At 64.7% G+C, this 13,343-nt stretch carries 10 protein-coding genes; 4 read left to right on the top strand and 6 right to left on the bottom strand.

The genetic code is table 11. The features are described from left to right. The first annotated feature begins 8 nt into the window (after positions 1 to 8). Positions 9 to 554, top strand: coding sequence for a DUF924 family protein (locus ACIU1A_RS12000; RefSeq protein WP_404927369.1), 546 nt, complete (start codon positions 9 to 11; stop codon positions 552 to 554). Here the strand turns inward: ACIU1A_RS12000 and folK are convergent. Genes folK through folP form a run of 3 tightly spaced genes read right to left on the bottom strand, consistent with a single transcriptional unit; the run spans position 546 to position 2,271 of the window. Further along, the gene (folK, locus tag ACIU1A_RS12005; protein WP_140560912.1) at positions 546 to 1,073 is read right to left on the bottom strand and encodes a 2-amino-4-hydroxy-6-hydroxymethyldihydropteridine diphosphokinase; all 528 of its coding nucleotides are present in this window, start codon (positions 1,071 to 1,073) and stop codon (positions 546 to 548) included. The two genes, ACIU1A_RS12000 and folK, sit on opposite strands and share 9 nt — an antisense overlap. Further along, entirely contained in the window at positions 1,057 to 1,416 is a 360-nt protein-coding gene (gene folB, locus ACIU1A_RS12010) for a dihydroneopterin aldolase (RefSeq protein ID WP_140498905.1), read from the bottom strand. The genes folK and folB overlap by 17 nt, the downstream gene beginning before the upstream one ends. 3 nt (positions 1,417 to 1,419) lie before the next feature. Further along, positions 1,420 to 2,271: a dihydropteroate synthase gene (folP, locus tag ACIU1A_RS12015; RefSeq protein WP_404927370.1), complete on the bottom strand. Its 852-nt coding sequence runs from the start codon at positions 2,269 to 2,271 to the stop codon at positions 1,420 to 1,422. 135 nt (positions 2,272 to 2,406) lie between these two features. Here folP and ACIU1A_RS12020 point away from each other — a divergent pair, with 135 nt between their 5' ends. Both ACIU1A_RS12020 and ACIU1A_RS12025 read left to right on the top strand, forming a co-directional pair. Further along, positions 2,407 to 3,024, top strand: coding sequence for a DUF922 domain-containing Zn-dependent protease (locus tag ACIU1A_RS12020; RefSeq protein ID WP_404927371.1), 618 nt, complete (start codon positions 2,407 to 2,409; stop codon positions 3,022 to 3,024). Positions 3,025 to 3,263: 239 nt separating this feature from the next. Further along, a complete protein-coding gene (locus tag ACIU1A_RS12025; RefSeq protein ID WP_404927372.1) occupies positions 3,264 to 4,739 on the top strand; it encodes an MDR family MFS transporter in 1,476 nt (491 codons plus the stop codon). An 11-nt stretch (positions 4,740 to 4,750) separates the two neighbouring features. Here the strand turns inward: ACIU1A_RS12025 and ACIU1A_RS12030 are convergent, their stop codons facing one another. The 3 genes from ACIU1A_RS12030 to ACIU1A_RS12040 all read right to left on the bottom strand — a co-directional run bounded on the left by ACIU1A_RS12030 (position 4,751) and on the right by ACIU1A_RS12040 (position 6,901). Then, complete coding sequence (locus tag ACIU1A_RS12030; protein WP_140625072.1) at positions 4,751 to 5,785, bottom strand: NAD(P)/FAD-dependent oxidoreductase; 1,035 nt, start codon at positions 5,783 to 5,785, stop codon at positions 4,751 to 4,753. A gap of 328 nt (positions 5,786 to 6,113) precedes the next feature. Next, on the bottom strand, positions 6,114 to 6,434 hold the full coding sequence (locus tag ACIU1A_RS12035; RefSeq protein WP_137931040.1) for a 2Fe-2S iron-sulfur cluster-binding protein: 321 nt from the start codon (positions 6,432 to 6,434) through the stop codon (positions 6,114 to 6,116). A 98-nt stretch (positions 6,435 to 6,532) separates the two neighbouring features. Further along, on the bottom strand, positions 6,533 to 6,901 hold the full coding sequence (locus ACIU1A_RS12040) for an Hpt domain-containing protein (protein WP_140525377.1): 369 nt from the start codon (positions 6,899 to 6,901) through the stop codon (positions 6,533 to 6,535). A gap of 272 nt (positions 6,902 to 7,173) precedes the next feature. Here ACIU1A_RS12040 and ACIU1A_RS12045 point away from each other — a divergent pair, with 272 nt between their 5' ends. Next, positions 7,174 to 13,326, top strand: a complete 6,153-nt coding sequence (locus tag ACIU1A_RS12045) for a kinesin (RefSeq protein WP_404927373.1) — start codon at positions 7,174 to 7,176, stop codon at positions 13,324 to 13,326. Positions 13,327 to 13,343 lie beyond the last annotated feature (17 nt).

The following is a 13,343-nucleotide window of genomic DNA, read 5'->3' on the forward strand; positions in this document are numbered from 1 at the left end:
AGAAAAGCATGGATTTGGACAGCGGAGCCCTGTCGGTCACCAGATTCTGGCGTGATGCCGGAGCGGACGCATGGTTCGAGAAAAGCGATGTTTTCGACGGCGATTTCCGCAACCGCTTCCTTGAGCTGCATTACGCGGCCGCACGGCGCGAATGCGACGGCTGGTCGGAGCATGCCGAAGGCTCGCTGGCGTTGATGATCCTGCTCGACCAGTTTCCGCGCAACTGCTTTCGCGGCACCGGCCACATGTACGCCACGGACCCGCTGGCGAAGCATTTTGCCCAAAAAGCCGTAACGTCAGGCCAGGACCTGGCGCTCGAACCGGAATTGCGGGTGTTCCTGTATCTGCCGTTCGAACATTCGGAATTGCTCGCCGACCAGGAACGGTCGGTCGAGCTCACCGCGGCCAATGCGCCGGACTACCTCAAATACGCCGAAGAACACCTCGACATCATCCGGCGCTTCGGCCGTTTTCCGCACCGCAACAAGATGCTCGGCCGCGAAACCACGCCGGAGGAAAAAGCCTTTCTGGACGATGGCGGGTTCTCAGGCTGACCCTGGTCTATCCAGCCACCAGTCGCGGCCCGACGGCAGGCGTTCGATACCGGCCGCATCGACGGCGGCCAGCCGCTCCGAGACGCTTCGCCCGCTTACCGCAAGATCGGGCGCGATCTCGGCCAGCGGCGCCAGCACGAAGGCACGTTCAAGCATGCGCGGATGCGGCACTTCCAAGCCGGTTTCGTGGATGACGCGGTCGCCGAAAACCAGGATGTCGATATCGATCAGGCGCGGCCCCCAGCGCTCCTCGCGCACGCGCTTCAGCTTGCGCTCTGCATCGAGGCACAGGTCGAGCAATGCCCGCGGCGAGAGCCGTGTCGAGAGTTCCGCGGCGGCGTTCAGGAAGTCGGGCTGGTCGAGCTTGCCCCAGGGCGGCGTGCGGTAGAGCGAGGACACCGCGGCCACGCGAGTGGCGGCATCGGCGTCGAGCAGGCGCAGCGCCGCCGCCATCGAACTCGCCGGATCGCCGAGATTGCCGCCAAGGCTGAGATAGACGGTGTTACTGCGGCCAGACAACGGTCACCTCGACGTAATCGAGCACGCCGGGCACCGGCGCATTCGGCTTGCGGACCGTGATTTCGGCTTTCCTGATCTGAGGGAAGCGTTCCGTCAGGGCCTTTGCGACTTCCAGGGCCAGCGCCTCGATCAGGAAGCGCCTGTGTCCGGTGATGATCTCCTCGATCACCGTGAAGGCAACGCCGTAGTTGACGGTTTCCCCAATGGCATCGTCGACCAGCGCGCGCCCGGGCTCCACGGTGAGCGAGGCGTCGACATAGAAGCGCTGGCCGAGCGCCTCCTCCTCGTCCAGCACGCCGTGCCGGGCAAAGAAGGCGCAGTTCTTCAGGCGGATGACATACATGGTTCAGCGTTCCGAAACTGCGGTTTCGCGCGCCAGCATAGCATCCGCCACGGCCAGCGCGTCCACGTTGATTGCGACATCGTGGACGCGAAACAGGTCGGCGCCCTTCAATCTCAGTATGACGCTCGTCGCCGCAGTCCCAGCCCCTCTTTCGGCGGCATCGCGGCCCGTGACGGTGCCGATGAAGCGTTTTCGCGAGGTTCCGGCCATCAGCGGAAATCCGAGGGCGTTGAGCTCGGAAAACCGCGCCATCAGGTCGAGGTTATCCTCGGCCGTCTCCTTGGCGAAGCCGAAGCCGGCATCGAGAACGATATGATCGTCGGCGATGCCGTGTCGGCGGGCGATTTCCAGTGATTTTTCGAGGAACGCGAACTGGTCGGCGATGACGTCGGGCAGTTTCCGGCGATCCCGCCCGGTATGCATGATGATGAGCCCCGCGCCGGTTTCGGCGGCGACACGCGCAATGTCCGGCTCCCGCTGCAAGCCCCAGACGTCGTTGATGATATGCGCCCCGGCCGCGACAGCAAGCCGCGCGGTCTCCGCACGATAGGTGTCGACCGAAATCAGCGCCTCGCCGGAACCCGCCAGCGCCTCGATCACCGGCAGGATCCGCGCCTGCTCCTCGCCTGCCGTGATTGCGGACGCGCCCGGCCTGGTCGATTCACCGCCGACATCGACGACCAGGGCGCCTTCGCCCAGCATGCGGCGCGCCTGGACCAGCGCGGTCTCGGCGGCATCGAACAGACCGCCGTCGGAAAAACTGTCGGGCGTGACATTGAGAATGCCGACCACCACGGCCTTGTCGCCAAGGTCGAGATGACGTCCGTGCGCCAACTGCCATCGCCTCGCCGTCATTGCTCATCAACCATGGGGCTCATCAACCGTGGGGCTCATCAACCGTGTGGCTCATCAACCATGTGTGATCCGCACCAGATCAATTCCGTTGCGCCGGCAATGGCCGTAAAGCAAGGTAGGGCGAGAGGCAACCAGATGAAACGAACCCTGCTTTGCGCATTGCTGCTTGCCGCCACCGCCGTTCCGGCGGGCGCGGCCAATCTCGTCAAGACATATAGCTACTTCGCCGTTGGCGGCAGGACGCTAGAAGACATCGAGGCGCAGCTTTCCAAACGTGGTCCGCAGGTGAAGAGCACCGGCTCTCGGCATCCCGGCGCCACACAGATGGCCTTCACCACGCGCATCAGCTATGCCGGGCAGTCCGGCTCCTGCCGGATCGCCGACGCCGCCGTGACCGTCAAGGTCAAGATTATCCTTCCCGAATGGCGCCGCCCACGCAAGGCCGACGCGGATGTGCGGCTGTTCTGGGACACGCTGTCGGCCGACATCAAGCGCCATGAGGAACGCCATGTCGAAATCGCCAAGAATCACGCCCGCGAACTGGAAGACGCGCTGAAAGCCGCCTACCCGCAGAAGGACTGCGATGCGGCGAAGGCCAAGGCCGCCCAGATCACCGCCGCGATTCTCGCCAGACACGACCGCGCCCAGGTGCAGTTCGACCGCGTCGAAAGTGTCAATTTCGAAAGCCGCATCCTGCGGCTCCTGCGCTATCGCGTCGAGCGTATCGGCAACGGCCGGTTGCCGCCGACCTGAACGTCCTGATGCATGTCGCCTAAAAGGCGGCGGTGCGAGCCAACCGGGCCGAAGCGTAGTGCCAGCTTCGAAAAATTTTCGGGCAACGGTCGAAATCGGCCTATACGGGACGACATATCAGGGGTTGGCAAGGGCACGACCTTCAAACACGAGCATCACGACCGATCGCGCCGCGGATGCAACCCGGCTAGCCCAGCCGACGCACCGGACGGCGCGCGCAAGCATATGGACGAAAGATTATGGACCAGGCTGTCGACAAGCAGGCCGTGGCGGCCGCGAGCGCGCCGCTGACGGAAAGCGAAAAGAACGCCATCATCGGCGGCGTTCTCCTGTCGATGCTGCTGGCAGCACTTGACCAGACCATTGTGGCGCCGGCCATGCCGACCATCGCGCGAGCGCTCGGCCACGCCGAGTACCTGCCCTGGATCGTGACCGGATATCTCCTGACCGCAACCGCCATGGCGCCGCTCTACGGAAAGATCTCCGACGTCTACGGCCGCCGGCCGACCGTCTATGGCGCGATCCTCATCTTCCTCGCCGGCTCGCTGGTCAGTGCGATGGCGCCCAACATGTTCGTGCTGGTGATCGGCCGCGCGATCCAGGGCGCCGGCGGCGGCGGGCTTTTCGCCCTGGCGCAGACCGTCATCGGCGACCTCGTGCCGCCACGCGAGCGGGCACGCTATGCGGCCTGGATCTCGGGCACCTGGGCAGTCGCCAGCATCGCCGGGCCGTTGCTCGGCGGCACGTTCGCCGAACATCTCCATTGGTCGCTGATCTTCTGGATCAACATCCCGCTCGGCATCCTGGCCATGGCCATCATAAACAAGCCGCTGCGCAAGCTGCCGGTCGCGGCAAGACGGCACCGCATAGACGGGCTCGGCGCGCTGCTTCTCGTCGCCGCCACGGCCCTGCTGCTTCTGGCGCTGAACTGGGGTGGCAGCGAATATCCCTGGCTGTCGACGGAGATCCTCGGGCTGGTCGCCAGTTCCCTGGTCCTGTGGGGCGCCTTTGCGCTGCGGCTGCTGCGCGCAACCGAGCCGCTGATTTCGCTCGAGGTGCTGAGCAACCCGATCGTCCTTGCCGGCACGCTCTCCATGTTCCTTCTGCAGGCGGCCAATATCGGCCTGTCTGTCTACCTGCCGGTCTATCTCCAGTCGGTCATCGGCCTGTCGGCGAGCGAATCCGGCACCGCCCTCCTGGGGCTGATGCTTGGCACGGTGGCCGGCGCGACATTCAGCGGGCGCACCATTCCGCGTTTCGTCCATTACAAGCGGATCGCCATCTTCGGATTGGCCTTCGCCGTTCTATGCCTCGGCGCCCTAAGCCTGGTGGCGGGGCACGCCTCGCTGCTGGTTGTCGAGATCCTGACGACATGCGTCGGGCTCGGCAGCGGAACCACCTTTCCGGTGGCCACGGTGTCTGTCCAGAACGCAGTCGACCCCAGGCACCTTGGCGTCGCCACCGGCGTTCTGACGTTCCTGCGCTCGCTGGGCAGTGCGCTCGGCGTTGCTATCCTCGGTGCGGTCGCCCTGGGCAACGGGCTGCCGCTGGCGGGCGAAGGCGCGCAGGCGACCGGCGCCGGCGCCGAAGCTGCCGCCTTCGGGCTGATCTTCGTCGCCGCCGTGGTGATGTTGATCATGGCGCTGCTAACGCTCAGCCTGATGCCGGAGAAACCGTTGCGGGGCCGTCCCGAAGCCCCCGTGCTGGCGGACTGAAGCGGCACGCCTCAAGAGGCCTCCACCACGCCGAGCTTCTTCTGCAGGCTGGTCGACGAGGTCGTGTATTGGAAGACGATGCGTTCGCCCGGGCTGACGATGCGCTTCGCCGCCTGTGCCATCAGCGCGACCTCGTGAAAGCCCGACAGGATGAGCTTCAGCTTGCCGGGATACCAGTTGATATCGCCGACCGCGAAGATGCCCGGAACCGATGTCTGGAACTTCTCGGTGTCGACCGGAATCAGGTTCTCGTGAAGATTGATCCCCCATTGTGCGATCGGTCCGAGCTTCATGGTCAGGCCGAAGAAGGGCAGCATCCGCGTGCAAGGGACTTCGATGTCGCCGTCCTGCCCCTTGATCAGGGCGGATGTCAGTTGGCCCTCGGCGCCGGTCAAGCCGGTCACTTGCCCGACCTGGAAGTCCAACTGCTTCATCTCCTGCATGGCGTACATCTTGTTGACGCTGTCGGGCGCGGCGCGGAACTCCGGGCGCCGGTGGACCAGCGTCACGCTTTTTGCCACCGGCTGCAAATTGAGCGTCCAGTCCAGCGCTGAATCGCCGCCGCCAACGATAACGAGGTCGTGGCCGCGAAAATCTTCCATCCGGCGCACCGAATAGAAGACGCTCTTGCCCTCATAGGGTTCGATGCCCGGGATGGGCGGGCGTTTTGGCTGGAAGGAGCCGCCGCCGGCGGCGATCACCACCACCTTGGCCTCGAACACCTCATTCTCGTCCGTGGTGACGCGAAAGCCGCCGTCCTCCAGCCTCTCCAGGCTGGAGACCATGCGATTGTAGGTGAAATCGGGCTTGAACGGCGCGATCTGCTCGAGCAGCTTGTCGACCAGGCCTTGCGCCGAGATCGAAGGCCAGCCGGGAATGTCATAGATCGGCTTCTCCGGATAGAGTTCCGCGCATTGGCCGCCGGGCCGGTCGAGAATGTCGATCAGGTGGCACTTCATGTCGAACAGGCCGAGCTCAAACACGGCGAACAGCCCGACCGGCCCTGCCCCGACAATGAGTACGTCTGTCCTGGTGATGCCGGTCATGATGCGCGCCTCGCTGCTGGATTGGCATGAGACTGCATGACCACCGGCTTGCTGCCAAGCGGTGGCGGCAAAAATCAGAGCTGCGAACTGAATTAAGAAAGGCTGGACGACCGCCAGTCCGGCTGCCCCGCCACCTTTTCATGGCAGGCAGCTTCTCACGATAGGAATTTTTTCTTGACTGGATGCCCGCAACTATGGTAGATATTTAGCTATGGTGCTGAGTTGCGCCAGAGGCCCGCCGCACAGGCGGATTTCCATTAAGGCGCTATCAACAGCCGGCCTAAGGAAACCCCCTGCCCGGATTCATTGCCTCGGGCAAAATCGGCTTTTAGCCTTGGCGCTCGGGCACCCGAACCACCAGTCCGTCGAGCGCGTCGCGCACCTTGATCTGGCACGATAGCCGTGAATTCGGCTGGACGTCGTAGGCGAAGTCCAGCATGTCCTCTTCCATTGCCTCCGGCTCGCCCACTTCCGCCGTCCAGGCCTCGTCGACATAGACGTGGCAGGTTGCACAGGCGCAGGCGCCGCCGCACTCCGCTTCGATACCCGGCACAGCATTGCGGATGGCGTTTTCCATGACCGTCGAGCCGTTCTCGGCATCCACGTCGAAATGTGTGCCGTCATGGGCAATGAAGGTCAGTTTGGTCATTTGTCACCTGAGGGAGTTTCCGCCGAGATAATCACTCGGGCACACAAGTCAACTGCGGCGAGAAAGCGCCGCTCGGTGACGTTTTTCCGCAAACCGGCCTAGCGGTTGATGGCGGCGATGAAATCGCGCACTTCGTCGATCAGTTTGCCGAGCCGCGTGAGCGTCTGGCTGTCTTCCGGCTGCCGTTCTATCTCGGTGGCGCAATCGGCAATGGCAAAGGCCCCGACACCACGCGCCGAACCCTTCAGGCCGTGCGCCAGGAGCAGCCGGTCCTTGATGTCCGCATCGACTATCCTGTCGCGCACCGACAGCGCCTGTTGTACAAAGAGCGCCAGCACCTCCTGTTCGAGGCCGCGGTCGCCCATCGTCTGCCGCGCAAGGTGTGCCAAATCGACCGGTCGGGACCGCCTCGTTCCCGATACATCGCCCCCAGGCATTGAGAAGGCAATGCCGCTTTCGCCACGCATGAACTCGAACTCCGCTTCTTCGGCCGCATGAAAAACTAGGCGAATCCAATGGACAACGGGTTAATGAATGGCCGGGAAAAATGTTGCGAAAGCGGCGCCGGAATCACGCTTCCGTTAACCTTATATTTAAAGTTTTACGTATCCCGCGGAATGCATGTTTTCTTTACCCCCCTGTGTCATTACGATACGAGGGGTCCATTTTCAGCCTCCTGCACGTGGGTGCGACAACCAGAATCATAAGCCCGCGGCAGCTAGTACAGGGTAGCGAAGGCATGGCGAAGAAAACAACGACGACCAGATCTCTGGACAACGATGTGGCCAGGGAACTCGAGAAGGCACTCGATCTCGACCTCAGCGGCGACACCGGCAGCGGGGACCTCGATATCGCGGCCTCGATGGAAGATCTGGAAGCGCAGATATCCCAGGCCGCCGACGAGTTGGCGCGCGAGGGACGCAATCAGACGCAGGCACCCGTCGCCAACCAAGCCCAGGCCGCGAACCCCGCACCAAAGACCAGACCCGCCGAACTGCGCCCCGTCGAAACACGCAATGGCGGTCAGCCCGCCGGCTTGTCGCCGGCCAATGACGATCGCCAGAAGGACTACAAGACGCTTCTGCACAGCCTCAACCGGCGCGCCTCGAACACGATCTACTGGGTTATCGCCTTCGTTTCGCTGGCCTGGATCGCCGGCGCGGGCGGATTGGCCAACCTTCTCTTCGGGCCGAGCATCTGGAGGATCCGCACGCTCGACCAGTTCTTTGCCCGTCCCGAGCTGATCGGCCTTGCTGTCGCGGCCATCGTGCCGGTCATCCTGTTCTGGGCCTTCGCCGCCATGATTCGCCGCGCGCAGGACATGCGCATCGCCGCCCAGTCGATGACGGAAGTGGCCTTCCGCCTCACCGAGCCGGAAAACATGGCCCAGGATCGCGTCATGATGATCGGCCAGGCCGTCCGCCGCGAGGTCGCCGCCATGGGCGAAGGCATCGAACGCACGCTGGCCCGCGCCGTCGAGCTGGAAACGCTGGTCCACAGCGAGGTCAACCAGATCGAGCGCTCCTATTCGGAAAACGAAACCCGCATCCGCTCGCTCGTCGACGGCCTCGGCAGCGAGCGCGAGGCGGTCGTCAGCCATGCGGAGCGGGTTCGCGCCTCGATCGCCGGCGCGCACGACACGCTCAAGGACGAAATCGGCGCTGCCAGCGACCTCATCCGCGACAGCATTCTCAATGCATCGACCAAACTGTCGATGACCATTACCAATTCCGGCGACACGCTTATCGACCGCATCAACGAAAGCTCGCTGTCGATCTTCGATTCGGTGGAAGGCCGGCTCGACACCATAACCGACAAGCTTTCGACTTCCGGCGAGGCCTTCGCCAGCCTGCTCGACACGCGCATCGCCAAGCTGACGGACACGACAGACGGCCTGACCCGGTCGTTGACCGACCTGCTCGACGATCGCACCAACGGCATGGTGTCGCTGCTTGGCGGCGCCGCGCGCACACTCAATTCGGAATTCGAGGCCAGCCTCAACGGCATCGAGCGCACGCTCGCCGAGCGCGGCCAGGCGCTGATCAGCGAGTTCCAGACCCGCGCCGAGGCTCTCGACACCGGCACGCAGAAGCTCAACGCAGCACTCGAAGCCCGTGCCCGGCAGATCAACGAAACGCTGGTCGAACGCGCGCGCGAAATCGCCCACACCTTCGCCGAGAGCAAGGACACGCTGACGGCGATGATCGACCAAGGCAAGACCCAGATCGGCGCCGACATGGCCGATATCGTCACGTCGACCTCGTCCATGCTCGAAGCGCGCGCCAGCGATTTCGCCGGACGCATGGAAGCGGCGCGCCACGTCGTCTCGCGCTCGTTCGATGCCGATATCCAGCGGCTTGCCGATGCCCGCGTGGGCATAGAGGAAGCGGTCGAAAATCACAGCCGCAGCCTTTCCGAGAGCCGCGAGCGCATGGCGGCCGCGATGCAGGCCGATCTGGCCAAGTTCGCCGAGAGCCGTGCCGGCATCGATGCTGCGGTAACCGACCAGGTGCAGAAGCTGGCCGAAGGCCGCAGCCTGATCGCGCGCGCTCTCGAAGAAGATCTGCGCAAGGTCAACGAATCGCGCGCTGCCATCGACGCTTCGCTCGGCAGCCACCTCGAAAGGCTGGAAGAAGGCCGCAACCGGCTCTCCCAGGCTCTCAACGAAGACTCCGGAAAGCTGGTGCAAGCCCGTACAATCATTGACGAAATGGTTGCTGGACATGTTGGCAAGCTGGCAGAGGGCCGCAACATTCTCTCGCGCGCGCTCGAAACCGACCTCGGCAAGCTCGTGGACACGCGCGCCGATATTGATGGCCTTGTCGCCGGTCAGGTCGAGAAGATCGCCGAGGGCCGCGCGGTACTCGCCAGGGCGCTGGAGAACGACATCGCCGGCATCAAGGACCTCATCGAGGCGCATTCGGCGAAACTGGCGGAAGACCGCTCGCAGCTCGGCCGTTCGCTGGAGGACGATCTGTCCAGCATACGCGGGCTGATCGAGGACCATTCGGGCCGCCTGGCCGAGGATCGCAGCCTGCTGTCGCAGACCCTTGAAGCCGACCTTGCCAAGCTCGCCGAGAGCCGCTCGAGCATCGACGGCCTGGTCGCCGGTCAGGTCGAGAAACTGGCCGAAGGCCGCGATATTCTCAGGCGGGCGCTGGAATCCGACCTCAACGCGATCAAGGGCGTCATATCGAGCCAGTCCGAGAGGCTGGCCGAGGACCGCGGGCAGCTGTCGCGGGTTCTCGAGGCGGACTTGCAGAACGTGAACAGCGTCATTGCCGACCACATGAACAAGCTGGTCCAGGACCGTTCGACCTTGTCGAAAGCGCTTGAGGAGGACCTCGCCAAGCTGGCCGAGAGCCGCTCGAGCATCGACGGGCTGGTGGCCGGCCAGGTCGAGAAGCTGGCCGAAGGCCGCGACATCCTGCGCCGTGCGCTGGAAGCCGATCTCAATACGATCAAGAACACCGTCGCCGACCAGTCCCAGAAACTGGTCGAAGATCGGGGACAATTCGCCCGGGCGCTCGAAGCCGACCTCGAAAACGTCAACACTCTCGTCAACAGCCACTCCGAAAGGCTTGTCCAGGATCGTTCGGCGCTGTCGAAGGCACTCGAAGACGATCTGGAAAACGTCAACGGACTGGTCAATAGCCACTCCGAGCGGCTTGTCCAGGAGCGTTCGGTGCTGTCGAAGGCACTCGAGGACGATCTCGCCAAGCTGGCCGAAAGCCGCTCGAGCATCGACGGCCTTGTCGCCGGCCAGGTCGAGAAGCTGGCCGAAGGCCGCGACATCCTCAAGCGCGCGCTGGAGGCCGATTTGCAGAGGCTGTCGGAGAGCCGTGGCGATCTCGACGGCATCATCGCCGGACATGTCGGCAAGCTGGCCGAAGGCCGCGACGTGCTGAGCCGCGCGCTGGAAGACGATCTCGGCAGGCTCGCCGAGACCCGCAAGGATATCGATCGTTCACTGTCGGGTCACATCGACCAGATCGCGGCCAGGAGCACCGACATCTCCGCTGCGATCGCCGCCGACGTGGACAAGATCGAGCAGGCGTTCAGTCGCCAGACCGGCATCATCGAGGAGCGTGCGGGCACCATGGAGCGTGCGCTGTCGACAGGCGTCGACAATGTGCGCAACGTGCTCGAGAAGAGCGCCGTCTTCGTGGCCGGCGCCTTGCGCGAGAAGGTCCTGGAAGTCACCAGCGTCCTGCATGAGCAGGCGGGCCAGGCCTTCTCCGATGCGGATCGCAAGATCGCCGAGCGCGCCGAGCAGACCTCGGCCGCCCTGCTGGCTCGGGCCGAAGACATCGCCCGCACCTTCGAGGAGGCGGATCGCCGTCTCCACGCCCGTGCGGAAGACACGTCGAGCGCCTTGCTTGCCCGCGCGGACGATGCGTCCAGTTCCTTGCTGGCGCGAGCCCATGAAACCGCCGATCAGCTTGCCGCCCGTGCAAGCGAAATCGCCGGCACGTTCGACGCGGCCGACCAGAAGCTGGCCGCCCGCGCCCAGGAGACCGCCGACCAGTTGGCGGCTCGGGTGAGCGAGATTGCCGGCACCTTCGACGCGGCCGACCAGAAGCTGGTTGCCCGGGCCGTCGAAACGGCACAGTCGCTGGCCGCCCGCGCCGGCGATATCCTGCGCAATTTCGAAGGCGCCGATCAGCGGCTCGGCATGCGCATCGGCGAATCGGCCGAAGCTCTTGCCGCGCGTGCAGCGGATCTCGGCCGCATCTTCGACGCCGCCGACCAGCACCTGGTCTCGCGCATCGCCGAAGGTTCGGAAGCGCTGTCAGGCCGCGCCTCCGAAATCGCCCGCATCTTCGATGATGCGGACAACCGACTGGTTTCCCGCATCGCCGCCAGCACCTCGACCATCGGCGAACATGCGCAGAGCATCGTTGGCGCCTTCACCAGCACGGAGCAGAGGGTCGCCGACCGTGCGCGCCAGACCGGCCAGGAACTGGCCGCGCATGCCCGTGAAATCGAGCAGGCGCTCGCCGGCGCCGACGAGCGGCTCGCATCGACCGCGGCAACGGCTGCCGCCCGCGTCGAAGAGCAGATCGCCAGCGTCGAGAACCGGCTAGCCCATACCGCCGAGACGATGGGCCAGAAGCTCAGCGAGCAGGTGTCGAGCGCCGAGGCGCAACTCGTGTCGCGTGCCAACGTGATCGCGGAGACCTTCACCGCGGTCGGCCAGCATATCGGCCAGAGCACCAACGACGCAGCCAAGACGATCGGCGCCAACACCCGCGAGCTCAACACCATGCTCGCGGCACGGTCGGCGGAGATGTCGAAGATCCTCGACGAGACCGCGCGGCCGCTGGTCGAGCGTTTCGCCCAGGGCGGCTCGGAACTGCAAAAGAGCATGGAAGAGGTCACCGAACGTGCCGCCGAGAAGCTGCGCAGCGAAAACGCAGCCCTCGTCAACGCGCTCGCCAGCCGCACCGCCGAGACCCTTTCGGCGGTCGAAGGTGCCCGCTCGTCGCTATCCGACAGTGTCGCCGACCTGATCGGCCGAATGACCACGTCGAGCGCGCAGCTCGGTCAGCTGATCGAACAGGCCGCGGCCAATCTCGGCCAGGTCGACGAACGCCTGACCGGCAGCACGCAAAGCTTCGCGGCAACCACCGAGAAAGCGGCGCAGACCTTCGCCAGCTCGGCAAGGCTGGTCGATTCGAACACGACAAGGCTGACGGAACTGTCGTCGTCGACCTTGCGCGAGGTCGCGTCGATCGCCACCAAGTTCGATGAACACAGCCGCCTGCTCGCCGGTGCTTCGGACCTCCTGAGCTCGGCCCAGAGCAACCTCGAACACACGCTAGAAAGGCAGTCTTCGCTCGAGGATCTCGCTGTCGGCCTGGTCAAGAAGTCGGAGGATCTCGAAAGGGTCATGCGCTCGTTCGAGAATCTGGTCGGCCAGACGCTGCAAAATGCGGAAGGCAGGACGCTGGAATCGGCCGACAAGATCCGCAACGCCATCACCGACGTCGTCGATTCGGCAACCAAGCGCTTCTCCGACGCGACCGAGGAGATGCGCCGCACCGCCGGCGCCATCAAGAGCGAGCTCGACCTCACCCGCGCCGAGCTCAAGAAAGGCGTCATCGAGATGCCGGAAGAGGCCAAGGAATCGACATCGGCCATCCGCCGCGCGGTTTCCGAGCAGATCAACGCCCTGAAGGAGCTTTCGGACATCGTTGCGAAGTCCGGCCGCAGTGGTGGAGAGCCCTCGGAATCTCGCAATTTGCGCCCGGCGCCGCAAGCCCCGGCAGCGCCCCGCGCGGCAGAGCCGCCGCGCCGCGCTCCCGCGCCACAGCCGGAACTTCGCGCGCCGCAGGCGCCGTCGGGCGGCACGGCGCTACGCGGCACGCTTGACCTGGAGCGCCCCGCCGACACGGCGCCGCGCCAGCGTTCCGACGCCGGCGCCCGCACGCAACAGGGCGGCTGGGTGCGCGATCTCCTGAGCGGGGCGTCACGCGAGGACGAAGCCAAGCCTGCAACACCCGCCGAAGCACCGCGCGCCGCCCCTGCCCAGCGTTCGCCGCTTCACGTCGTGGAATCGCTGAACTCGCTGTCCGTCGACATCGCACGGGCCATCGATCACGATGCGTCGATCGAACTGTGGAACCGGTACCGGCGCGGCGAGCGTGACGTGTTCACGCGGCGGCTCTATACGCTGAAGGGGCAGCAGACGTTCGACGAGATCCGTCGCAAGTACCAGACGGAGGCAGAGTTCCGCGCCGCCGTCGACCGCTATTGCGATGATTTCGAGAAGCTGCTGAAGGACGTGTCGCGCAACGACCGCGACAACATCATGGCGCAGACCTACCTGACCTCGGATACAGGCAAGGTCTACACCATGCTGGCCCACGCCAGCGGCCGCCTGCACTAGGCAGCGGCAGACAGCCA

Origin of the sequence: Mesorhizobium maamorense, from assembly GCF_044998965.1 — a bacterium.
GTDB lineage: Bacteria > Pseudomonadota > Alphaproteobacteria > Rhizobiales > Rhizobiaceae > Mesorhizobium.